At 37.6% G+C, this 22,674-nt stretch carries 26 protein-coding genes; 24 read left to right on the plus strand and 2 right to left on the minus strand.

All coding sequences use genetic code 11. From position 1 onward, the window contains the following. Positions 1 to 119 precede the first annotated feature (119 nt). From NSQ18_RS07805 to rpsI, 8 genes are all read left to right on the plus strand, one after another. Positions 120 to 1,064, plus strand: coding sequence for a DNA-directed RNA polymerase subunit alpha (locus tag NSQ18_RS07805; RefSeq protein WP_096550075.1), 945 nt, complete (start codon positions 120 to 122; stop codon positions 1,062 to 1,064). A 42-nt stretch (positions 1,065 to 1,106) separates the two neighbouring features. Then, positions 1,107 to 1,487, plus strand: coding sequence for a 50S ribosomal protein L17 (gene rplQ / locus NSQ18_RS07810; RefSeq protein WP_016839395.1), 381 nt, complete (start codon positions 1,107 to 1,109; stop codon positions 1,485 to 1,487). A gap of 370 nt (positions 1,488 to 1,857) precedes the next feature. Then, positions 1,858 to 2,703, plus strand: coding sequence for an energy-coupling factor ABC transporter ATP-binding protein (locus NSQ18_RS07815; RefSeq protein ID WP_339287619.1), 846 nt, complete (start codon positions 1,858 to 1,860; stop codon positions 2,701 to 2,703). After that, entirely contained in the window at positions 2,679 to 3,548 is an 870-nt protein-coding gene (locus NSQ18_RS07820) for an energy-coupling factor ABC transporter ATP-binding protein (protein WP_016839397.1), read from the plus strand. Before NSQ18_RS07815 ends, NSQ18_RS07820 begins: the two co-directional genes overlap by 25 nt. Then, positions 3,545 to 4,342 (plus strand): energy-coupling factor transporter transmembrane protein EcfT, encoded by a 798-nt coding sequence (locus NSQ18_RS07825; RefSeq protein WP_339287621.1) that lies wholly within the window; start codon positions 3,545 to 3,547, stop codon positions 4,340 to 4,342. Before NSQ18_RS07820 ends, NSQ18_RS07825 begins: the two co-directional genes overlap by 4 nt. A gap of 15 nt (positions 4,343 to 4,357) precedes the next feature. Further along, the gene (truA, locus tag NSQ18_RS07830) at positions 4,358 to 5,098 is read left to right on the plus strand and encodes a tRNA pseudouridine(38-40) synthase TruA (protein WP_339287623.1); all 741 of its coding nucleotides are present in this window, start codon (positions 4,358 to 4,360) and stop codon (positions 5,096 to 5,098) included. 163 nt (positions 5,099 to 5,261) lie between these two features. Continuing rightward, on the plus strand, positions 5,262 to 5,699 hold the full coding sequence (gene rplM, locus NSQ18_RS07835; protein ID WP_168412726.1) for a 50S ribosomal protein L13: 438 nt from the start codon (positions 5,262 to 5,264) through the stop codon (positions 5,697 to 5,699). A 22-nt stretch (positions 5,700 to 5,721) separates the two neighbouring features. After that, positions 5,722 to 6,114 carry a 30S ribosomal protein S9 gene (gene rpsI, locus NSQ18_RS07840; protein ID WP_016839401.1) on the plus strand — a complete coding sequence of 131 codons (393 nt, stop codon included), beginning with the start codon at positions 5,722 to 5,724 and terminating at the stop codon, positions 6,112 to 6,114. Positions 6,115 to 6,257: 143 nt separating this feature from the next. On the opposite strand, the gene NSQ18_RS07845 is transcribed toward rpsI, so the two are convergent. Both NSQ18_RS07845 and NSQ18_RS07850 read right to left on the minus strand, forming a co-directional pair. After that, positions 6,258 to 6,932 (minus strand): response regulator, encoded by a 675-nt coding sequence (locus NSQ18_RS07845; protein WP_096550084.1) that lies wholly within the window; start codon positions 6,930 to 6,932, stop codon positions 6,258 to 6,260. 3 nt (positions 6,933 to 6,935) lie between these two features. Beyond that, positions 6,936 to 8,519 (minus strand): sensor histidine kinase, encoded by a 1,584-nt coding sequence (locus NSQ18_RS07850; RefSeq protein WP_168412717.1) that lies wholly within the window; start codon positions 8,517 to 8,519, stop codon positions 6,936 to 6,938. Between the two features lie 398 nt (positions 8,520 to 8,917). Here NSQ18_RS07850 and NSQ18_RS07855 point away from each other — a divergent pair, with 398 nt between their 5' ends. From NSQ18_RS07855 to NSQ18_RS07930, 16 genes are all read left to right on the plus strand, one after another. Beyond that, on the plus strand, positions 8,918 to 9,931 hold the full coding sequence (locus NSQ18_RS07855) for a tripartite tricarboxylate transporter substrate binding protein (RefSeq protein ID WP_096550086.1): 1,014 nt from the start codon (positions 8,918 to 8,920) through the stop codon (positions 9,929 to 9,931). Between the two features lie 19 nt (positions 9,932 to 9,950). After that, entirely contained in the window at positions 9,951 to 10,433 is a 483-nt protein-coding gene (locus NSQ18_RS07860) for a tripartite tricarboxylate transporter TctB family protein (protein WP_096550087.1), read from the plus strand. 15 nt (positions 10,434 to 10,448) lie between these two features. Then, the gene (locus NSQ18_RS07865; protein WP_096550088.1) at positions 10,449 to 11,975 is read left to right on the plus strand and encodes a tripartite tricarboxylate transporter permease; all 1,527 of its coding nucleotides are present in this window, start codon (positions 10,449 to 10,451) and stop codon (positions 11,973 to 11,975) included. Between the two features lie 23 nt (positions 11,976 to 11,998). After that, a complete protein-coding gene (locus NSQ18_RS07870; RefSeq protein ID WP_096550089.1) occupies positions 11,999 to 13,426 on the plus strand; it encodes a bifunctional 2-methylcitrate dehydratase/aconitate hydratase in 1,428 nt (475 codons plus the stop codon). 13 nt (positions 13,427 to 13,439) lie between these two features. Continuing rightward, positions 13,440 to 14,348 carry a methylisocitrate lyase gene (prpB, locus tag NSQ18_RS07875; RefSeq protein WP_096550090.1) on the plus strand — a complete coding sequence of 303 codons (909 nt, stop codon included), beginning with the start codon at positions 13,440 to 13,442 and terminating at the stop codon, positions 14,346 to 14,348. A 412-nt stretch (positions 14,349 to 14,760) separates the two neighbouring features. Further along, on the plus strand, positions 14,761 to 15,279 hold the full coding sequence (locus tag NSQ18_RS07880) for a DUF1641 domain-containing protein (RefSeq protein ID WP_096550092.1): 519 nt from the start codon (positions 14,761 to 14,763) through the stop codon (positions 15,277 to 15,279). Continuing rightward, entirely contained in the window at positions 15,272 to 15,616 is a 345-nt protein-coding gene (hypA, locus tag NSQ18_RS07885; RefSeq protein WP_096550093.1) for a hydrogenase maturation nickel metallochaperone HypA, read from the plus strand. The genes NSQ18_RS07880 and hypA overlap by 8 nt, the downstream gene beginning before the upstream one ends. A gap of 2 nt (positions 15,617 to 15,618) precedes the next feature. Then, entirely contained in the window at positions 15,619 to 16,311 is a 693-nt protein-coding gene (gene hypB / locus NSQ18_RS07890; RefSeq protein ID WP_210730816.1) for a hydrogenase nickel incorporation protein HypB, read from the plus strand. Between the two features lie 7 nt (positions 16,312 to 16,318). Further along, on the plus strand, positions 16,319 to 17,290 hold the full coding sequence (locus NSQ18_RS07895; RefSeq protein ID WP_208651299.1) for a hydrogenase: 972 nt from the start codon (positions 16,319 to 16,321) through the stop codon (positions 17,288 to 17,290). 37 nt (positions 17,291 to 17,327) lie between these two features. Next, entirely contained in the window at positions 17,328 to 18,932 is a 1,605-nt protein-coding gene (locus NSQ18_RS07900) for a nickel-dependent hydrogenase large subunit (RefSeq protein ID WP_096550095.1), read from the plus strand. Between the two features lie 99 nt (positions 18,933 to 19,031). Beyond that, positions 19,032 to 19,508, plus strand: a complete 477-nt coding sequence (locus NSQ18_RS07905) for a hydrogenase maturation protease (RefSeq protein ID WP_168412713.1) — start codon at positions 19,032 to 19,034, stop codon at positions 19,506 to 19,508. Beyond that, positions 19,489 to 19,776, plus strand: a complete 288-nt coding sequence (locus tag NSQ18_RS07910) for a hydrogenase maturation protease (RefSeq protein ID WP_096550097.1) — start codon at positions 19,489 to 19,491, stop codon at positions 19,774 to 19,776. Before NSQ18_RS07905 ends, NSQ18_RS07910 begins: the two co-directional genes overlap by 20 nt. 143 nt (positions 19,777 to 19,919) lie before the next feature. Next, positions 19,920 to 21,131 (plus strand): hypothetical protein, encoded by a 1,212-nt coding sequence (locus NSQ18_RS07915; protein ID WP_096550098.1) that lies wholly within the window; start codon positions 19,920 to 19,922, stop codon positions 21,129 to 21,131. 13 nt (positions 21,132 to 21,144) lie between these two features. Beyond that, positions 21,145 to 21,519, plus strand: coding sequence for a hypothetical protein (locus NSQ18_RS07920; protein ID WP_096550099.1), 375 nt, complete (start codon positions 21,145 to 21,147; stop codon positions 21,517 to 21,519). Between the two features lie 5 nt (positions 21,520 to 21,524). Continuing rightward, positions 21,525 to 22,430 (plus strand): NifU family protein, encoded by a 906-nt coding sequence (locus NSQ18_RS07925; protein ID WP_339287633.1) that lies wholly within the window; start codon positions 21,525 to 21,527, stop codon positions 22,428 to 22,430. Next, positions 22,399 to 22,662 (plus strand): HypC/HybG/HupF family hydrogenase formation chaperone, encoded by a 264-nt coding sequence (locus tag NSQ18_RS07930; RefSeq protein WP_096550100.1) that lies wholly within the window; start codon positions 22,399 to 22,401, stop codon positions 22,660 to 22,662. The genes NSQ18_RS07925 and NSQ18_RS07930 overlap by 32 nt, the downstream gene beginning before the upstream one ends. Positions 22,663 to 22,674 lie beyond the last annotated feature (12 nt).

Here is a 22,674-nt window from a genome sequence, read left to right on the forward strand (position 1 = left end):
CTCTTTGGAGTACATCATTCTTGTGCAAGAAGAATTGTACAAATTTATAAAGTCAAGATTTTTTGACTATTATGATGGTATGACCTATACAGTCGATGTTTTGAAGGAGGGTAAATTGAATGATCGAAATTGAAAAACCAAAGATTGAAACTGTTGAGATCAGCGAAGATTCCACATATGGTAAGTTTGTTATAGAACCACTAGAACGTGGATATGGTACTACTTTGGGTAATTCTTTACGTCGTATCCTTCTATCCTCATTACCGGGTGCAGCGATTACATCTGTACAAATTGATGGGGTATTACATGAATTCTCAACTATTGAAGGGGTAGTAGAGGATGTTGCTTCAATCATTTTAAACTTAAAAAAACTTGCACTGAAAATCTACTCCGATGAGGAAAAAATTCTTGAGATTGATGTGAAAGGTGAAGCAACAGTTACAGCAAGTGATATCACACATGATAGTGATGTTGAAATTTTAAATCCAGATTTGTATATAGCAACAATCGCAAGCAACGGTCATTTGCGTATACGTATGTATGCTAAGAGAGGCCGTGGTTACACTCCTGCTGATCAAAACAAACGTGAGGATCTTCCTATCGGCGTGATCCCGATCGACTCTATTTACACTCCAGTTTCACGCGTTAATTATCAAGTGGAAAATACTCGTGTAGGACAAAATTCCGATTACGATAAATTGTCCCTTGATGTGTGGACTGATGGTAGCATCGGTCCGAAAGAAGCGATTTCACTCGGAGCGAAAATATTAACAGAGCATCTAAATATTTTTGTTGGTCTAACAGATGAAGCACAAGCAGCGGAAATCATGGTAGAAAAAGAAGAGGACCAAAAAGAAAAAGTATTAGAGATGACGATCGAAGAATTAGATCTTTCTGTTCGTTCCTATAACTGTTTAAAACGTGCAGGTATTAATACAGTATTAGAACTTACGAATAAGTCTGAAGACGATATGATGAAAGTTCGTAATCTTGGACGTAAGTCATTAGAAGAAGTAAAAGCAAAACTTGCGGAGCTTGGCTTATCTTTACGTAAAGAAGACTAAGCAATCGTTATTTATTATGTTCGAATAAAGGAGGGAACATTCATGGGTTACAGAAAACTAGGCCGTACAAGTTCTCAACGTAAAGCGTTATTACGTGATTTAGCAACTGATTTAATTATTAATGAACGCATTGAAACAACTGAAGCTCGTGCAAAAGAATTACGTTCAGTTGTTGAGAAAATGATTACTTTAGGTAAACGCGGAGATTTACATGCTCGCCGTCAAGCTGCAGCATTCATCCGTCGTGAAGTAGTGACAACTACTGATGAAGAAGGAAACGAAAAAACTAAATTCGCTCTTCAAAAATTATTTGATGATGTTGCGCCACGTTACGCTGATCGCCAAGGTGGTTATACACGTATCTTAAAAGTAGGTCCTCGTCGTGGTGACGGAGCGCCTGTAGTAATTATCGAGTTAGTTTAATTTTTAGGGGGTGTCCGGGTTTCCGGTTGAACTCGCACCCCCTTTTTTACAAATGTGTGATTTATACGACAATAAAATGGCACATGAGCGTTATGATGATCGAATGAAAAATTCGTATCGTCTAGCTCTCCGCACCTCATTCATCAGATTACGGAACGTTAATAAACCGTACTTCTATAAATGTTATTAGCGCATTTCTCCTGAATGAGGTGCGCGCTTTTTTATTCAAACCAAAATCTATTAAAGAGTATGTAAAAATAAAATACGTTTCTTCATGTAATTTTCAAAATTTTTAAACGTGTTTTATTTTTATATATAGGAGATTCATTTAGAACTAGAAATGTAGAGCCCTGGAGAGAGGAGCATAGATGTGACCGAAATTCTATCATTTCATAATGTATCTTTTTCATACACACCTGAAAAACCTGATGCCCGTAAAGCTGTTCAAAATGTTTCGTTTTCAATTAATGAGGGTGAGTGGATTGCCATTGTCGGTCATAATGGTTCAGGCAAATCTACAATGGTGAAGATGGTTTGTGGTCTCCTCTTCCCGCAGGAGGGGGAAATTCGCGTCATGCAGAGCATATTAAATGAAGAGACTCTTTGGGATATTCGCTCAAAAATTGGAATGGTTTTTCAAAATCCAGATAACCAATTTGTTGGAGCGACAGTGCAAGACGATGTTGCCTTTGCATTAGAAAACAACGGAGTGCCTTTTGAAGAAATGGTTGAACGGGTTTCTTCGTCTTTAAAGAAAGTCAAAATGTATGAGTTTTTAAACCATGAACCCCATCATTTATCAGGTGGTCAAAAGCAACGTGTTGCCATTGCCGGAGCCCTTGCAATGCATCCGAAACTATTAATTTTAGACGAAGCAACTTCCATGCTTGATCCACAAGGGCGACTAGAAGTATTGCAAACAGTTCTAGAATTAAGAAAAGAAATTGGCTTAACAGTTTTATCGATTACGCACGATGTTGAAGAAGCACTTCTCGCAGACCGAGTTATTTTTATGAACCAGGGCAAGAAATATGCAGAAGGTTCACCAGAAGAAATTTTTGCATTAGGGGATAAATTGACTGAATTTGGTTTAGAATTGCCTTTTGCAATGAGGATGACAGAGCTGCTCCAAGCAAAAGGTGTACATTTATCAGGCAATAATTTAACAGAAGAAGAGTTGGTGAATGATCTATGGACATCAAACTTCAGCAAGTAAGCTATGCATATTCAGCAGGTACACCTTTTGAGAAGTATGCTTTATTTGATGTGGAGATGGATATTCCATCTAAAACCTATCATGCAATCATTGGACATACAGGTTCTGGTAAATCAACGATTCTTCAACATTTCAATGGATTATTAAAGCCAACAAAAGGAATCGTACATATTGGAGAGCGAAAAATCGAAGCGGGAAAAAAGGCAAAAGAATTAAAACCAATTCGTCAAAAGGTAGGTATTGTATTCCAATTCCCAGAGCACCAACTATTTGAAGAAACAGTATTAAAAGACATTATGTTCGGTCCGATGAATTTTGGTGTTTCTGAAGAAGAAGCGGAGAAGAGGGCTCGCGAAGGCATCAAACAAGTTGGATTGCCTGAAGAAGTGTTAGACAAGTCGCCTTTTGATTTATCAGGCGGACAAATGAGACGGGTTGCAATAGCTGGAGTACTTGCAATGAATCCAGATGTGATTGTATTAGATGAACCTACTGCTGGGCTCGACCCTAGAGGACAGAAAGAAATTATGGATTTGTTTTATCGTCTGCATAAAGAGAGAGAATTAACAACCATTCTAGTCACCCATAGCATGGAAGATGCGGCGAAATACGCAGATCAAATTTCGATTATGCATGAAGGACGCTGTGTGTTAACAGGTGTTCCACGGGAAATATTTTCAGAAAGTGAAACGCTAAAAAAATATCGATTAGAAATTCCTCGTATCGTGAAATTTCAACAAAAGATTGAAAAGTTAATAGGAAAGCCACTTTCAAAAATTTGTTTAACTGAGGAAGAGCTAGCGGATGAGATTGCTCGGTCGTTAAAGGAGCGTGATCATTCATGATGGAGAAAATGATTTTCGGACGATTTATCCCAGGAGATTCCTTCGTACATCAGTTAGATCCACGTTCCAAACTCATATTTACGTTTATTTTTGTGGTTATTGTATTTTTAGCGAACAATGCGGCTACATATGGCCTATTGTTAATTTTTACATTGTTTGTCATTTTGATTTCAAGAATTCGATTACATTTTTTAATAAATGGATTAAAACCGGTTATCATTTTAGTAATTTTCACGTTTCTCATTCACATTCTCTTTACTAGAGAAGGAGATGTACTACTGAACCTTGGTTTTCTAAAGGTTTATGAAGCAGGTTTAAGACAAGGAATTTTCATATCGATCCGTTTTGTTGTACTTGTATTTATTACAACAATCTTAACATTAACAACTTCTCCTATTTCAATAACAGACGGACTTGAAGTACTATTAAATCCTTTGAAGAAATTTAAATTGCCGATTCATGAATTAGCATTGATGATGTCCATTGCGTTACGCTTTATTCCAACGCTAATGGATGAAACGGATAAAATCATGAAAGCACAAATGGCGAGAGGGTCCGATTTAGGAGCAGGACCAATAAAAGATCGAATTAAAGCGGTTGTTCCCCTTCTGGTGCCTTTATTTGTAAGCGCCTTTAAACGGGCAGAAGATTTAGCAACAGCAATGGAAGTGCGGGGATATCGAGGAGGAGAAGGACGCACTCGATATCGCCAGTTAAAATGGGATGCGAAAGATACAACCTGTATTTTTGCATTAGTATTGATGACTGCTCTTTTAGTGTTCTTCCGCAGTTAGAAAAAGGTGAGAGACTTGCGACGCTTAAAAGCAATTATTTCTTATGATGGAACGCACTTTTCTGGCTACCAAGCGCAGCCGGGAAAAAGAACGGTGCAATCTGAAATTGAAAAGGTATTAACAGTAATGCATAAGGGCGAACACATACGCATTTTTGCTAGCGGACGTACAGATGCGCGTGTTCATGCCACTGGACAAGTCATTCATTTTGATACGACTCTTTCGATTCCAGCAGAAAACTATAAAGTGGCATTAAATGCACAATTGCCAGCTGATGTTCGAATACTCGATATGGAAGAAGTTTCCCCTGATTTTCATGCTCGATTTGATGCGAAAGGAAAACGATACCGGTATAAATGGAATTGTGATGAAGTCCAAAGTCCTTTCAAGAGAAACTATACTGTTGAAACGAGAGGAAGAAAGCCGGACGTAAGTAAAATGGAAAACGGCGCAGCTTATTTAGTTGGTACTCATGACTTTACTAGTTTTTGTGCAGCGAGTACACCTGTTGATGACAAAGTTCGCACGATTTATTCCATCGATTTTGAGTGGCACGATCAGGAACTTCATATGGTCATTGAGGGTAGTGGCTTTTTATATAATATGGTTCGGATTATTGCTGGTACTTTATGGGAAGTTGGGATTGGAAAAAGAGAGGCAAAATCTATTAAGGACATTATTGAATCGAAAAATCGCGAAATGGCAGGAACAACGGCTCCTCCCCACGGGCTATATTTAGAAAAAGTATACTATTAATGCGATAACAACTTTTCCTTGTGTTCAACATTTTTCTTGACTTATGTTTTGAATTATAATATTATAACATATGGTATTTTCATTCCACTTATAAGCCCCGAAACTTATTAGTGAGAAAAATGGAAAATTAACGGTTCATGAAATCGATTAGGAGGATATATACATGCGTACAACATTTATGGCGAAAGGTCATGAAGTAGAGCGTAAATGGTTAGTAGTTGACGCAGAAGGTAAAACGCTTGGTCGTTTAGCTTCAGAAGTCGCTGCTATTTTACGCGGTAAACATAAACCAATTTATACACCACACGTTGACACTGGTGACTATGTAATCGTAATTAACGCTGAAAAAATTCATTTAACTGGTAACAAATTAGAAGATAAAATTTACTACCGTCACTCTCAATTCGCTGGCGGTTTAAAGAAACGTACAGCAGGCGAAATGCTTGAAAGAAATCCAGAAAGAATGATCGAATTAGCAGTAAAAGGCATGCTTCCTAAAAACTCTTTAGGACGCAAAATGTTCAAAAAACTTTATGTTTATGCTGGTCCAAATCATCCACATGCTGCACAAAAACCAGAAAGCTTCGAGCTTCGCGGATAATTAATTAGAGGAGGATATTCACTTGGCACAAGTTCAATATACTGGCACAGGTCGTCGTAAAAGCTCAGTAGCTCGTGTACGTTTAGTACCTGGCGAAGGCAAAATCATTATTAATAAACGTGATGTAGAAGAGTACATTCCATTCGAAACATTACGTGAAGTGATTAAACAACCATTAAAATTAACTCAAACTTTAGGTAGTTACGATGTATTAGTAAACGTTAAAGGTGGAGGTTATACTGGACAAGCTGGCGCTATCCGTCACGGTATCGCTCGTGCGTTACTTCAAGTTGATCCAGATTTCCGTCCAGCTTTAAAACAAGCTGGTTTACTAACTCGTGACCCACGCATGAAAGAACGTAAAAAATATGGTCTTAAAGGCGCTCGTCGCGCACCACAATTCTCAAAACGTTAATTTATCAACGTTTACAGCCTTCTTCTCGGACAAGAGAAGAAGGCTGTTTTTATAAGGAAATATGTTTTTGATGCACTTTTGATGATCAGACAAGATTTTTTGATTCTTGGAGTTCACCGGACGACATCATTATAGTCGCTTTATTAACCTATGAATGTATAATAACGTTCAGGTCTTCCAATTTTTCCATATAAGTATTCCACTTTGATAATGCCTTCATTATATAAAAATTCCAGATATCTTCTGGCAGTGCTTCTGCTCAATCCAAGATTTTTCGCCAATCCCTCAGCGGTAATACCTTCTTTCGTGGTTTTTAAATAATTTAAAATCTTCTCTTTCGTTACTTCGTCGATTCCTTTTGGATTCAATTCTTTTATTGTAGTTGAAGTATTATTCCATAACTTATTAATATCTTCTTTACTTAATTTCGTGTTGGATGATAAAAGGATTTTTTTCGCCCGATAACGTTCTAAACATTCTTTGAATTGTTGAAAAGTTAATGGTTTCAGCAGAAAATCGACTACTCCGCTGTTATAGGCCATCTTTACAATGTCTACTTCAGAAGCTGCTGTTATTAAAATGATATCAACAGGCAATTTTTTCTTTTTAATGTATTCAATTAACTCTGTACCTAATTTTTCAGGAAAATAGATGTCCAATAAAACTAAATCAGGTTTCAGCGTTTCTAACCAGATTTTAGTTTCTTCCACATCGTTAGATATCCCCACAGTAGTAAATCCCTCAATTTTATTGATGAATTTCTCGTGAATATTGGCAATACGAATATCGTCATCTACAACTAAAACTTCGATATTCAATGTTCACACCCCTTTTGGTATACAAATGTAAAATAAAGCTCCGCCTAGATCCCCTTTTTCTAATGTAATATTTCCATTCAATTTTTCTATGCTTTCTAAAACAATTGATAATCCATAGCCCCGGTTTTCCGGATTTTTTGTAGAAATTCTTTTTTGCGTATAAGTATTTAACATTGAATAATCAATGCCATCCCCGGAATCTTCAACTTCAAAAATCAGTTCATTTTTTAGCTCACGGATATAAATGCGAACAACGCGATTTTCAACATCTAGATGTTCCACTGCTTCAAAAGCATTAATTACTAAATTTCCTAAAATCGAGATAATAATATGTTTATCGCTTATGGTCGTCAGCTTTCCACAATAACTGTCCTCATCCAAGATTAAGTTGACTTTTAATTCTTTAGCACGATTATAAAAACCAATAATTAAACCAATTAAAAAAGAGTCTTTAATATGTTTGGTGATAAATGCCAGTAAAGTGTTATTGCCAATACGCTCTTTATTAATGAGCCTTTGCACTTCCTCATATTCTTCCAACTCGATTAGTCCAGAAAGGGTATACAAAAAGTTATTGAATTCATGTGTTTGGGCACGCAATGATTCAATATATGTCTTTACCTGAGATAATTCCCTTGCAATTAAATCTACATCATCAAATAATTTAAAGCTAATGATGACTCCTTCCAGTTCCTCATTATTTCTATAAGGCACGCTATTAAATATGATTTTTTCCTCTTTATAACGGATAGATCGATTCAATTCCGGTTTGCCGCTGGAAATCATATGATCGATATTCCGATCTTCAAAAACCTCCATGATATTTTTGTTTACGATGGTACTATCTAAATTTAAAATTTCTAAAGCGCGCTTATTGACATATGTAATACATTTATTACTATCTAAGATAATAATTCCTTCATGAATTGATTCTAAAATGGCATTTTTCTCCTTCAACAATAAACTAATTTCTGAAGGTTCATAATCAAGTAATTCTTTTTTAATGCCTGTTGCTAAAAAAGTTGAAACCAAAATAACAACGAAAAAGATTAAGATTAAACCAATGGCTAAATATTTGAAATAATTGAGATTCATTTCATAAATTTGGTCATACAAAAATCCAACCGATACAACACCAATAATGTCACCATTCTCATCTTTCACGGGAGCTTTTCCCCGTAAAGCTTTTCCCAGTGAACCTTCCGCGATGGAGACATAGGATTCCCCTTTGACTAAAGCGCGGTAGTTATCATTGCCCACCATTTTTTTGCCTATTTTATTAACATCCGGATGGGTATAACGGATGCCGTTTTCATCCCCAAGGACAACATATTCAGCACCTATCTGCTCCTTTATGTCTGTGGTGAATTGTTGCAGTTCTGGCGTGGGCTCCGATTTTTTCAATCCTTCGATAACAACGGGATGTTCAGCGACTAATTGTGCTGAACTTAGGGCGCGCTTGCCCAATTCATTTTTAACGGCTTCACTTAAATTGATAAAACCAAACACAAGCATAATTAAAATGATGATTAAAGCGAATATAAAATTATATTTTATAAAATAGTCCTTTATCGATTCACCATACATAACATCACTCCCCATACAGTCTATTTTTAATGTATTGACTATTAAATTCCCATTGTTCACTAAATTTTTTACTAATTCTGAAAAATGTTCTGATAGATATTATATTTAAAAAACACCTATAATAGCTACTTACTTTTCGCTCTTAGCGATTTATATATAGTCCCCTTTATCCTCATATTGGTAAGTTTCATCAACAATTTCTCCGAGTGTTCACCTTCCATGCCTTCGCTCCCTGACAATTCCATCGATAGAAGAAAATAATGTTCCCGTGAACAATATGATTTTTATTGCAATTATAGATAAAAAAGAGTTTATTTTCTAAATATTTAAAAAATATGTGGTGTGTATTTTAATAACGATATAAGCGTTTACGATTCAAAAAAGGGGAGGAAAAATTCATGAAGAAGTGGGTTACGTTTTTGATAATCAGCATAGTAGCTGTTTTATTAACGGCATGTGGGAAGAGCGAAGGAAGTTCTTCCGGTTCAGGTAAAGGGAATTATCCAAACAGCACAATTACCATTGTTGCTCCAACAAGTGCTGGTGGGGGATGGGATTTAACAGCCCGTGCAATTGCCAAAAACTTATCTGAAACAAAATTAGTAGAAAAACCAATCGTTGTTGAAAACAAACCTGGTGGCGGCGGTGTCACTTTTATGGCTACATTTGCTACAAAAGAAGCCAATAATGATTACATGTTAATGGTTAAGTCACCACCAATTATTATCAATAACTTAAAAGCTGAAGGTAATAGTCAATTTGGATTCAGAGATACAACTCCATTAGCTCAGTTAACAAAAGACTATGGCGCAATCGCTGTAAAAGCTGATTCTAAATACCAAACTTTATTTGATTTATTAGAAGACATTAAACGAGATCCGAAATCCGTTACATTAGCTGGTGCTTCATCTCCAGGTTCTATGGACCATCTGATTACGATTTTGCCGGTTTATAAATATGGAATCGACCCAAAATCTGTTAAGTATGTTTCTTTTGATGGCGGTGGAGAATCCGTAGCCTTATTAGGTGGAAATGCAGATGCCATTGGTACAGACGTTTCTACAATTTCACAATATGTGAAAAGCGGACAAGTTCGCGTATTAGCTGTAACAGCTCCTGAAAGAGTTTCAATTGAAGGTTTGGAAGATGTGCCGACTTTAAAAGAATTAGGATTAGATACTGAATTTACAATTTGGCGTGGAATTTTTGGTCCAAAAGAAATGTCTCAAGAAGCAAAAGAATATTGGATTGAAAAACTTACAGCTTTAAATGAAACAGAGGAATGGAAAGAAGATTTAGCTCGCAATGGCTGGCAACAAGAATTTAAAAGCGGAGAAGATTTTGAGAAATTCTTAGAAGAACAAGAAGTGGTAATTAGCGACTTACTCAAAGCTTTAGGTATGCACAAATAATAATACAGGAGGTACCTGAGTGAATTTAAAATTCGATAAAATCAGCAGCTTAGTCTTTTTCATCCTTGGTTTATTTATATTTTTGGAGTCGAGAAAAATTTCGCAAAGTACTTTGGACACTGCAATTGGACCAGGTGTTTTTCCCGCGGTGATAGGCATTGCCTTAATGGTGCTTAGTGTTGTTTTGTTTATAGAAACTATCAAATTTAAAAAGACTTATAAAATCATTGAGAAAGAAACCGAGAAGGAATCAAATGATGAGGAAAGCCAATCCAATAAAAAAGTCTTTTTCATCATTATCATTTCTACATTCTTATATATTTTGTTTCTTGAAAAAATTGGTTATGTCATTACAACATTTCTGTTTTTATTTGTCGCATTTCAAACCCTTGAAAGATCAAAATGGATTACTTCGTTTATTGTAGCAGCATTATTTACAGGAACTATTTACGTAGGCTTTGTTAAAATCTTGGGCGGTAATCTCCCTGGCTTGCCATTTTAAAAGGGGGGTATATAGATGGATACAATAAATTATTTAATTGACGGATTTACTGTAGCTCTATCATGGTACAACATCTTGTTTGCGCTTCTTGGAGTCATCATCGGTACATTAGTAGGGGTTTTGCCTGGCATCGGCCCAATGAGTGGTGTTGCCTTACTCATCCCCGTAACAGCTACGCTCACTTCTGGGATGCCGCTAGAAAGTGCTGCTACAAGTTCAATCATCCTTTTAGCGGGTGTATATTATGGTGCAATGTATGGTGGCTCCACTACTTCCATTTTGCTGAATACACCTGGTGAATCATCTTCAGTTGTGACGACGCTAGATGGATACCAAATGGCACAACAAGGACGGGCAGGAAGTGCATTGGCTATAGCAGCAATTGGTTCATTTATAGCCGGCATAGTGGCGTTAATTGGATTGATTTTACTAGCAGAACCATTATCTAAATTAGCCATAGACTTTAGCCCAGCAGACTATTTTTCTCTTATGGTATTAGGATTGGCTGCTGTAAGCGGTTTAGCAGGGAAATCCATTACGAAAGCGTTAATTATGACATGCGCAGGTTTATTTTTAGGAACTATCGGAATTGATGTGGTGACTGGGGTTGCAAGATTTACATATAACCAGTCCGTACTATACAGCGGAATAGAGTTTTTAACTGTAGCAGTAGGATTATTTGCATTAGGTGAGGTATTTAAAACTATTTTGGAAAAAGATTATAAACAAGAGGAAATTTCCAAAATCAATCGAATTATCCCGACGAAAGAAGAAATGAAGGATAGTGCAGCTCCTATTGCGCGGGGTTCGATTTTAGGATTTTTATTAGGCGTACTTCCAGGTGCAGGAGCAACGTTATCTTCGTTTTTTGCCTATTCCCTGGAAAAGAAAGTGAATAAAAAACGAGACAAATTAGGAAAAGGGTATATTGCGGGAGTGGCTGCGCCAGAGTCAGCAAATAATGCAGCTTCTGGTGGAGCAATGATTCCTCTATTAACATTAGGCATTCCAGGATCCGGTACTACAGCTATATTAATGGGTGCGCTGATTATGTATAACGTGCAGCCAGGCCCCCTATTATTTGAAGAAAAACCAAATGTGGTTTGGGGCTTAATTGCCAGTATGTTTATTGGCAATGTCATGCTTCTTATTTTAAATTTGCCGTTAGTAAAAGTATTCGCCAAAATTATTGATACACCAAAGAAATATTTATTGCCTATTATCATTGCTATTTCAATTTTTGGTGTATATGCGGTTCAGTATACAACTTTTGATTTGATATTATTGCTTGTTTGCGGGATTTTGGGCTACCTTTTGTCAAAAAATGATTTTCCAGTTGCCCCGCTGGTTTTGGCATTGATTTTAGGGCCAATGATGGAGAGCAATATGCGGAGAGCACTTACAATCTCAAACGGGGATTATAGCGTCTTCATAAAAGAACCATTTTCATTAGCATTTTTAATTATTGCGCTTTTATGGATTTTTATACCATTGCTATTAAAAATGCGCGGTAAAAATGTAGTGATTAGCGATGAAGGATAATAAATAAGGATGGGGAAATGAGCATGGTAAAAACAAACGAAATTAAGGGGACAGATCGTCTATTAGAAGAAATAGCAGATTATGTCATGGATTATGAAATTACAAGTGAAGAGGCTTTCAAAACGGCCAGTTATATTTTAATTGATACAATCGGCTGCGGCATTCTTGCTTTGCAATATCCGGAATGTACAAAATTGTTGGGGCCAATCGTGCCAGGTACAATTGTTCCAAATGGAGCTCGTGTACCAGGTACCCCTTACGTATTAGATCCGGTTACTGCTGCATTTAATATCGGAACAATCATAAGATGGCTAGATTACAATGACACATGGCTGGCAGCTGAATGGGGCCATCCTTCTGACAACTTGGGAGGTATTTTAGCAGTAGCGGATTATATAAGCAATGTAAACATTTCAAAAGGAAAAGCGCCTTTAACGATAAAAGATGTTTTGGAAATGATGATTAAAGCCCATGAAATTCAAGGGGTTTTAGCGATTGAAAACAGTTTAAACCGCGTAGGTATTGACCATGTTCATTTTGTTAAAGTAGCTTCAACCGCTGTCATAACAAAAGCTCTTGGAGGGACAAAAGAAGAAGTCATCAATGCATTATCCAATGCTTGGATTGATGGAGCAAGTTTAAGAACTTATCGCCATGCACCAAATACAGGTTCTCGAAAATCTTGGGCCGCAGGGGATGCAACAAGCAGAGCTGTTCGGCTTGCGATGATGGCTGTAAAAGGAGAAATGGGTTACAGAACAGCCCTTTCAACAAAAACTTGGGGATTTGAAGATGTAGTTCTTAAAGGAAAACCATTAAAATTAGCCCAACCTTTAGGTTCATATGTAATGGAAAACGTACTATTTAAATTATATCCAGCAGAATTCCATGGACAAACAGCAGCTGAATGTGCAGTTAAATTACACAAAGAAGTGATCAACCGCTTAGATGAAATAGAGAAAATTCAAATTACAACCCAAGAATCAGCTATTCGTATTATTGATAAGGAAGGGCCATTGAACAACCCTGCTGACAGAGATCACTGCATCCAATACATTACAGCAATCGGGTTACTTTATGGTGATATCACGGCCGATCATTATGAAGATGAGACTGCAGCTGATCCTCGTATTGATGCATTGCGTGCAAAAATGTATACAGTGGAAAACGAGCAATATTCAAAGGATTATTTAGATCCTGAAAAACGTTCCATTGCAAATGCAGTCAAAGTATTCTTTAAAGATGGCACTTATATCGAAATGGAATGTGAATATCCAATTGGCCATAGATTTAGAAGAAATGAAGCATATCCGCTAGTGGACAAAAAATTCATGCAAAACGTGGCAACTAGATTCAGCCCAAAACAACTTGCTGAAATTGAAGAGAAATGCATCAATAAAGAGAAATTAATGAACTTGACAGTACCTGAATTTGTGGAACTATTCATCTAATTGGGGGGACAATATGCCTTGGATTATTGATCAGCCCTTAACCCAACAACAACTTTACGAGAATTTTAAAGAATTAGTGATTCAGGAAAGTATTTTGCAAATTCCTGGTGCACATGATGCAATGGCAGGGCTAATTGCTAAACAAGTAGGTTTTAAAGCTCTGTATCTTTCCGGAGCCGCATTAACTGCTTCAAAAGGATTGCCTGATTTAGGAATCGTTACATTAGATGAAGTAGTAAATCGCGCAAAAGAAATTATTCGTGCTACTCAATTGCCTTTACTTGTAGATATCGATACAGGGTTTGGCGGGATATTAAACGTAGCTAGAACCGCTGTTGAAATGGTAGAAGCAGGCGTAGCCGCAATTCAAATTGAAGATCAAGACTTGCCAAAAAAATGCGGCCATTTAAATGGCAAAAAGCTAGTTACAGCAGAAGAAATGGCGCAAAAAATTCATACAATTAAAAAAGTGGCACCATCATTGTATATTGTTGCGAGAACGGACGCTTTTGCTGTAGAAGGCTTGGATTCAGCTGTGAAACGCGCTGAATTATATATAGAAGCAGGTGCAGATGCAATTTTTCCAGAAGCGCTAGAAGACAAAAAGGATTTTATAAAATTTAAAGAAACTATTAAAGTTCCGTTATTAGCAAACATGACTGAATTTGGAAGGACGCCATATTATACAGCCGAACAATTTAAAAATATGGGATATAGTATGGTTATTTATCCTGTAACATCTTTAAGAGTTGCTGCAAAAGCCTATGAAAATGTATTTAAATTGATAAAAAATACGGGAACACAGATTGATGCTCTAAACAATATGCAATTGCGCAGTGAACTTTACGAGACAATATCTTACTATAAATTTGAAGAATTGGACCAAACCATCTCAAAAACTATTCTTTCCGATAAACAATAAGAGATAGAAAAATTTGGTGTGTTTTAGAAAGAAGTTCAAATAAGATGAAGCCTGTGAATTGTACAACTTGTATAATTCGCAGGTTTTTTTATTTGTTCAAAAACTTGGCTAAAAGAAGAAAACAGTGTTTTTCTATAACCTCTATATGCATGAATAAGCCTCTAGATATATATATTGAAATTAGAAATAATATTTAAAAAACAAAATATTTTAGGAAACTTTAGGAAAAAATACATTTGACAAAAATAAGGAGATTATGTTATGTATTAGTTAAATTTAATTTTCAGAAGATTATTTCAATTCTTTATATTAGTATAAATTCGGTTCTCCAAAAAGGTTATTTTGAAAAAAACGTGTGTTCAATTAAATTTTTTTCATAGATTCATAAGCTAGCAAAAGAGGAGGTGGAAAATTGAGCAGCCAAAACAATGTGGTAACAATGAATAGTGAAGCTGTTTTAATGAATAAGCTGTCAGAGCCAGAGACCATTGCCCAATTAATTACCCTGCTTGATAATCTGGAAAAATTTAACGAATTGTTTAGCGTCATTGAGCAATTTATTTCCCGCAGTCCAGAGATGGCGGATTCTATTAACAGGTTAATTTTGGCTTTGCGAGAGGAATTACCAAAAAACAATTTCATTAGTAATTTGAAAAAAAGCGTCGATACTTTAATGCGTATTCAAAATCTAATTAACACTGAAGAATTCAAGAAAATTGAAGAAACATTACTGAATGAAAGAACGCTTAAATTAGTAAGCAATTTATGCAGTTCTGTATCAGAAGCTGCTTCCAAAGAAAATTACAATGTTTCAGGCAGCTCCGGCATTTTTGTATTGTTGAAAGAACTGACAAATCCAGAAATACAACCTGCTATCCATTTTGTTTTGAACTTCGCAAAAATATTTTCAAAGGAGCTTAAGAATGCATGAACTGTCTATTGCATATAGTCTAGTGCAATTAGCAGTAGAGACTGCAGAACAAAATCATTTAAAAAAAGTGGAAGCCCTTCGCTTAAAGTTAGGGGTATTTTCTGGTGTAGTCAAAGAAGCATTGGAGTTTTCTTTTGATATTGCAACAGAAGGAACCATCATTGAAGGAGCCCGCTTAATTATTGATGAAATTCCATTAAAAATCTATTGTCCACAATGTGAAAAAGAGTATGTGCTAAAGAAGCCAGTTCCAGTCAAATGCCCGAAATGCAGCATTGGAACGGATCAGATTTTAGAGGGAAAAGAAATCGAATTATATGAACTAGTAGGTGGTTAATATTGAGCCAAGCTATTGAGCAGCCTCGCATCGTTAAAATAAGAGAGAATGTGTTGAAGAAAAATGATATTTTAGCTCGAGAATTAAGAAAGCGCTTCCAAGAAAAGCAAGTTTACGTTGTCAATATAGTTTCAAGCCCTGGTTCCGGAAAAACAACATTGCTGACGGAAGTATTGGCACGGCTTAGCCAAAAATTTAATGTGGCAGCTTTAGTAGGAGATTTGGCAACAGAGAATGATGCCCATCGCCTAGAACAAAGCGGAGCAAAAGTAAAACAAATAACAACAGGAACAGTTTGTCATCTGGAAGCCCAAATGATCGAAGATTCCATAAAAAATTGGGATCTAAATCAGCTGGATTTTTTATTTATTGAAAATGTTGGAAATTTAGTTTGCCCTTCCAGTTATGACTTAGGTGAAAATTTACGGGTTGTCTTATTCTCTACAACGGAAGGCGAAGATAAACCCGAAAAATATCCGACAATCGTCAACAGCGCCGACATTGCCATTCTTACAAAAATAGATTTGCTAGAAGCGGTGGATTTTAATAAAGAATCATTTTATCAATCCATCTATCAATCTAGACCGAATATGAAAGTTTTTGAAGTATCAGCAAAAAAAGATATGGGAATTGATCAATGGATTGATTTCTTAATAGAAGAAAAAATGAAAGCTTTTAAAAAAATGGAGGTGTGAAGAGGTAATGGTAAATGTCTTTTGGATTCATGGAGGAGCCTGCAATGGAAACACACAATCCTTTTTAAATGCAGATGAACCTACCGTGATTGATTTAGTAACGGACTTTGGCATCAATATTCTTTATCATCATTCAGTTTCAATGGAATTTGGAAACCAGGTGAAAGAAATTTTAGACGACATCATTGAAGAACGTACGGAATTAGACATTTTAGTAGTGGAAGGCACCGTCATTCAAGGTCCGAATGGAACAGGCCGCTTCGATACGTTATTTGAACGCCCTAAAAAAGATTGGATTTATGATTTAGCCCATAAAGCCAAATTTGTTGTGGCTATTGGTGATTGTGCATGTTGGGGTGGAATTCCAGCAACAAGCCCGAATCCATCCGAATCAACGGGATTGCAATTCTTTAAAGATAAACCAGGCGGCTTTTTAACATCAGAGTTCCGTTCCAAAGCAGGTTTGCCGGTAATCAACATTCCGGGCTGCCCTGCCCATCCGGACTGGGTAACGCAAATACTTGTAGCGATTGCAACGGGCAGAACTTCTGATATTACACTGGATGAATATCACCGCCCTGAAACATTCTTTAAAACCTTTACGCAAACCGGCTGTACACGCGTTCAATATTATGAATATAAAGAACCGGTGGAAGAGTTTGGTCAAGGAACGAGAAAAGGCTGCCTCTTTTACGAACAAGGCTGCCGCGGTCCAATGACTCGTTCATCTTGTAACCGCATTTTATGGAACCGACAATCTTCTAAGACAAGAGCAGGCATGCCGTGCATCGGATGTACAGAGCCGCAATTCCCATTCTTTGATCTTGCGCCGGGAACTGTATTTAAAACGCAAAAAATCTTGGGAACAATTCCAAAAGAAGTGCCTACAGGTATGGATTCACTAAGCTATTCAACGCATGCTGCCATCGCGCGCACAGTAGCGCCTAAATGGGCAAAAGAAGATATGTTTGTACCGTGATAATTGGAAGGGGTGTAAAAATTAAGGAGGGGAGAATTTGGCACAGCAAACAATTAAGGTACCTTCGTTAGGTCGTGTAGAAGGGGATTTAGACGTCAAAGTAAAAATTGAAGATGGTGTGGTGGTAGATGCTTGGACAGAAGCGACAATGTTTAGGGGATTCGAAAAAATATTAATTGGAAAAGACCCTCAAGCTGGCCTCATCATGACGCCAAGAATTTGCGGAATTTGCGGCGGAAGCCACTTGACAAAATCTGCCTATGCGTTGGATACGGCATTTCATACTGAAGTGCCACCAAATGCCACTTTGATAAGAAATATCGCACAAGCGGTGGAAACACTTCAAAGTATTCCACGATGGTTCTACGCATTGTTTGCCATTGGGTTAACGCATAAAAACTATCAATCTTCTTCCTTATATGAAGAGGTAACGAGAAGATGGGCACCGTTTGTTGGAGTGAACTATGAAAAAGGAGTCATTCTTTCAGCAAAGCCGGTGGAAATTTATGCAATATTTGGAGGGCAATGGCCACATTCCAGCTTTATGATTCCTGGTGGGGTTATGTGTGCTCCGACTTTATCAGATGTGACACGTTCCATCTCCATTTTGGAATATTTCCGGAAAAATTGGCTGGAAGATGTTTTACTTGGCTGTTCAATGGAAAGATGGCTCCAAAACAAAACTTGGTCCGATGTGCTTGAGTGGTTGGAAGAAAAAGAAGAGCATTATGAATCCGATTTAGGATTGTTTATTCGTTACAGCCAAGAAATCGGATTAGATAAATATGGAGCTGGACCAGGCAAATATTTGGCTGCTGGAAGTTTCCCGCATCCTGAGAAATTTATGCATCCAACAATTGAATCAAGAAATAGTGCATTGATTGCCCGTTCTGGTGTATACGATGGTGAGAATTTCTATGATTTTGACCAAGCCCGAGTTCGCGAAGATCACACACATTCCTTCTATGAAGGAACGGGTTCATACCATCCATTTGAAGGATTTACAAATCCACTTGATCCAGAAGAAGGGCTAAAACAAGGAAAATATACGTTTGCAAAAGCTCCACGCTATTTATTGGATAACGGAGAAGAGACGCCGTTAGAAGTTGGACCGCTTGCAAGACAATTGATGGTTGCTCGGGAAGGCGCGGAAGATTGGCAAGATTATGATCCATTGATTTACAACATTGTAAAAGAAATTGGACCAAGCGTGATGGTTCGCGTGTTAGCTCGATTCCATGAAGCACCAAAATATATTCGTTATGTACAAAATTGGTTAAAGCAAATTGACTTGAATGAGAAATTCTATATAAAACCAGGCGAATTAATTGAAGGACGAGGTTTTGGAGCAACGGAAGCAGCGCGAGGATTTTTAGCCGATTGGATTCAAGTGAAGGACGGAAAAATTGAAAAGTATCAAATTATTACACCGACTGCATGGAATATTGGACCACGTGACCGCTTTGGCCAAAGAGGACCAATCGAAACGGCATTAATCGGCACACCAATTAAAAATCCGGAAGATCCAATCGAGCTGGCACATATTGCACAAGGCTACGACTCGTGCCTTGTATGTACAGTCCATGCATATGATGCAAAAACGAATAAACAATTAGCAAAGTATCGTGTAACGAATTTTTAAAAGTTAGAGATGCATTAAATGCAAACAAAACTATTAGAGGGCACTTTTCTCATAAGCCCTCTAATTTATTCATAAAAGTAATCATTAATGGGGGACAGCATGATTACAATTATAGGCTGCGGTAATTTGATTCGAAAAGACGATGGAGCTGGTCCGATTTTAATACGAAAATTATGGGATTTAGGCGTTCCTTCGCATGTGCGCTTAGCGGATGGAGGAACGGCGGGAATGGATGTCGTATTCCAAATCGGAAAAGCTGAAGAATTGATCATTATTGATGCTTGCACAACAGGAGCTGAACCGGGGACGGTGTTTGAAATACCCGGTGAGGAAGTGGAGGAAACGCCGTTAGAGAATATCAACTTGCATGATTTTCGCTGGAATCATGCCATTGCCATGGGAAAATGGCTTTTGAAAAATGACTTTCCAAAAAAAGTAACGGTCTATTTAATTGAAGCTCAGGATTTATCTTACGGTACGGGGCTTTCGCCAGCAGTGGATGAAAGTGTAAACAAACTAGCCAAAAAAATCATTCGGAAAGTATCAGGTGAAGAAATTGAAGTGTCAAATAACTGAGAGTGGCTATTTACATATCCCTGCAGAAATTGCACAACAGTATTTTACGACTGGGGCAGTGATCGCCCTTTTGAAAGGAAAAGAACTGCTGATCATGCCAGTGAATTATGTAGGAGCTGGCGGGTTAATTTTAAAATATCGCAATGCCAAAGGAGATCGTTCTGTATTGCTTTCCGAACTTTTGCCGGAAGATGTGGACTATGGTATGCGTGACGTCCAGTGGGATGAAGAAGCATTGGCGCTTCGGATACCACTTTATATAACGTAAGATTGCCCGATGTTTTTTGGCATAGAAAATCTTTGAGGGTATGCTCGGACAATTTCCCGTCATTGGAACGGGAATACCCGAGATCCCCCCACTTATTGATAAGCGAAATTTTGTAGTGGATTGGATGGAAGGGGAGTGTCAAAATGTTAAAACGTCAGCCAATTGGTGTATTTCCAGGTACAGCAGGATTCTTTTTATTGCCTCCCATTGATCATGCGGATACCATTATGCCTTCTTTACTGCAAGGTTTTATGCCAAAACCTTGTCCGAAAGAATGGCAATTTTTTTTAGCTGCAATTGAAGGAGAACCGGTTGAGAGAGTAGAGGAGTTATTGCCTGAAACACCGGAAAGCCATTTTAATCGATTTATTTTATATCCAGAGAAAGAATATTACGAAAAAGCAAAATCCATGTTGGAAGAAGATTTGCTTTTGCTTTTAGATGCAGTTGCCTGGCGTTTCAATATGAAACAAGAACCTCCCTGCTATGATGACAAAACAGTTGGCGAAATTCGCGCTTTCATTTTAGCAACCCATGCGTATGATGCTTTTCAACAGAACAACTGGATAAAAGGAATTGAACTATTAGAAGAAGCTGCTCAAGCTGTCCAGGATATTTCACCGATTTTTTCAGCAAGGCTGCTAAGTGAAGCGGCTTCAACGAAACAATCATTAGGAATGGTAGACAAGCAGTTAATTGAGTTATATAAAACAGCATTAAAACTAATCGAACAATCGCCTTTTGAAGATATGCGTGCAGAATTGACTTTTCAGCTAGGAACAGCTTATCAGGAATTAGCAGATGGCAATAAAACCTATTATCAGGAATCCATCAAATGCTATAACAAAGCATTAAAAACGTTCAGGAAAGATCAATATCCTGAAAACTACGCCATGATTCATATGAATTTAGCTTTGTCTTATATAGCGATGCCGCCCAATGCCCATAATTATCAATTAAAAAATGCAATGGCGATTCAGTCTCTTCGGGAAGCATTGCGTTATCTGGATAAAGAGAGCCATAGGGATTTATGGTGCAGTGCAACAATTAATTTAGCCAATGCATTGCAATATGCTAAGTCTTCCCACATTGAAGATAACTTATGGGAAGCTGTGGCGCTTTATGAAGATGTGTTAAAAGTGCGCAGGAAGGAAACAGATCCTCATGGCTATGCACGGCTTGTCGCAAATCAAGGTACAGCCCTCTCTCATCTGGGCGCGTTCTCCAGCGCGGTTCCAAAACTAACCGAAGCAAAACAAATTTTTAAAGAGCTTGGTGATAAGGAATCTGCAAAAGTTGTGGAGGATATGTTGCAGGAAATCAGGATGAAACAAGAAGAACTTTCCAAACAGTAGCGGGGGGAAGCTAGTGAGCGATTATGAAAAACAATATTTTAATACATTGCTGCAAATAGCAACAGAGCGATTGGTAGAGCGGGCCGTTCAACGGTCGGAAGGTGCAGAAAAAGCTTTGCGCCTGCTGCGTACAGACCCTTATGGCAACGGGATATGGCTGGATAAATTCATCAATGCTTTTTTTGAGGAATTTTTACTTGATAATACTGCTGGTTCTTGTTTTATCTTGCAAGCATTATCAAAAAGGCGTTATAACTTAGAATTATTGCCTCAACAAGCGTTAACGGTGGAAGAAATTATCAAGAAGATGGCAAAAGAAGTGTTTGGGGAGCTGTTAAAACAAAAGGCAGAGGAATTGCTTGAACAGCATGTAGCTTTTGGGGGGTGAACCTTTTGAAAACACCATCGAGAAGTGTAGAGGATTTGACAGGGCGGATCGATCAAATTTTAAGAGAGATACGGGACATGGATTTTACGGACTATCAACTGAAAAAAATCATGGAGTTAAAAAAAGCCATTGAAGCTTTTCATGAAGATGCCCTAAGAAAGCTAGTCAAAATTGTGCGCTCAACGGATGAAGGAAAAAGGTTGATGATGGAGGCGATTGAAGACCCTTCTGTCTATACGATGCTTTTATTGCATGGAATTATTAAACAAAACTTATATACAAAAGTCGCAGCGGTTATGGAAGAGATTCGGCCTTATTTAAACTCCCACGGCGGCAATATTGAATTAGAGAAAATAGAAGACAATGTGGTCTATGTACGAATGCAAGGAGCTTGTTCGGGGTGTTCCTTATCGGCGGTGACATTAAAAAGTGGAGTGGAAGAAGTCATCAAAACTCGGGTTCCGGAAATTGAAAGAGTTGAGATGGTGAACGAGTTATCTCCGGGCTTTATGCCATTTCATCAACAAGTGGACGAGAGGAGCTTATTAGAATCAGGTTGGAGAGAAGGGCCAAATATCAAAGAGCTTCAAGAGAATAAACCCTATTACATCACGATTGATGGCATAGATGTGTTGCTCATTATTATTGATAACAAAGTAATGGCTTACCGAAATCGATGCCCTCATAAAGGAACCCCTTTTACACAAGAGGCAGTTGAGCAAGAAGGAAATATGTTTTTAATCGGGCATGACGAAACGTTTCGCTTTGACTTAACCAATGGGGAATGTATAACTGTCCCATATATTCAATTAGAACCGTTTCCTGTCCGAATAGAAAATCAAAAAGTGTGGATTAGAACCGGGAATGGGGGGATTATAGATGTGCTTAGCGATTCCAGGAAAAATCATTGAGCTTTTGGATGACAATTTGGCGATGATTGATGTTTCAGGTGTTAGACGTAAAGTCAACATCAGTTTAATCAAACACGAAAATGTGCAAGTAGATGACTGGGTGTTAATCCACGTCGGTTTTGCAATGAATAAAATTAGTGAAGAACAAGCGAAAGAGCAATTACAGCTGTTAGCGGAAATTGGAGAAGAACAGGAAGCATTAGCAGAAGTGAAAGGCTATCAATTTGAATAAGTGGATATGATT

Origin of the sequence: Ureibacillus sp. FSL K6-0786 (assembly GCF_037965165.1) — a bacterium.
Taxonomy (GTDB): domain Bacteria; phylum Bacillota; class Bacilli; order Bacillales_A; family Planococcaceae; genus Ureibacillus; species Ureibacillus thermosphaericus.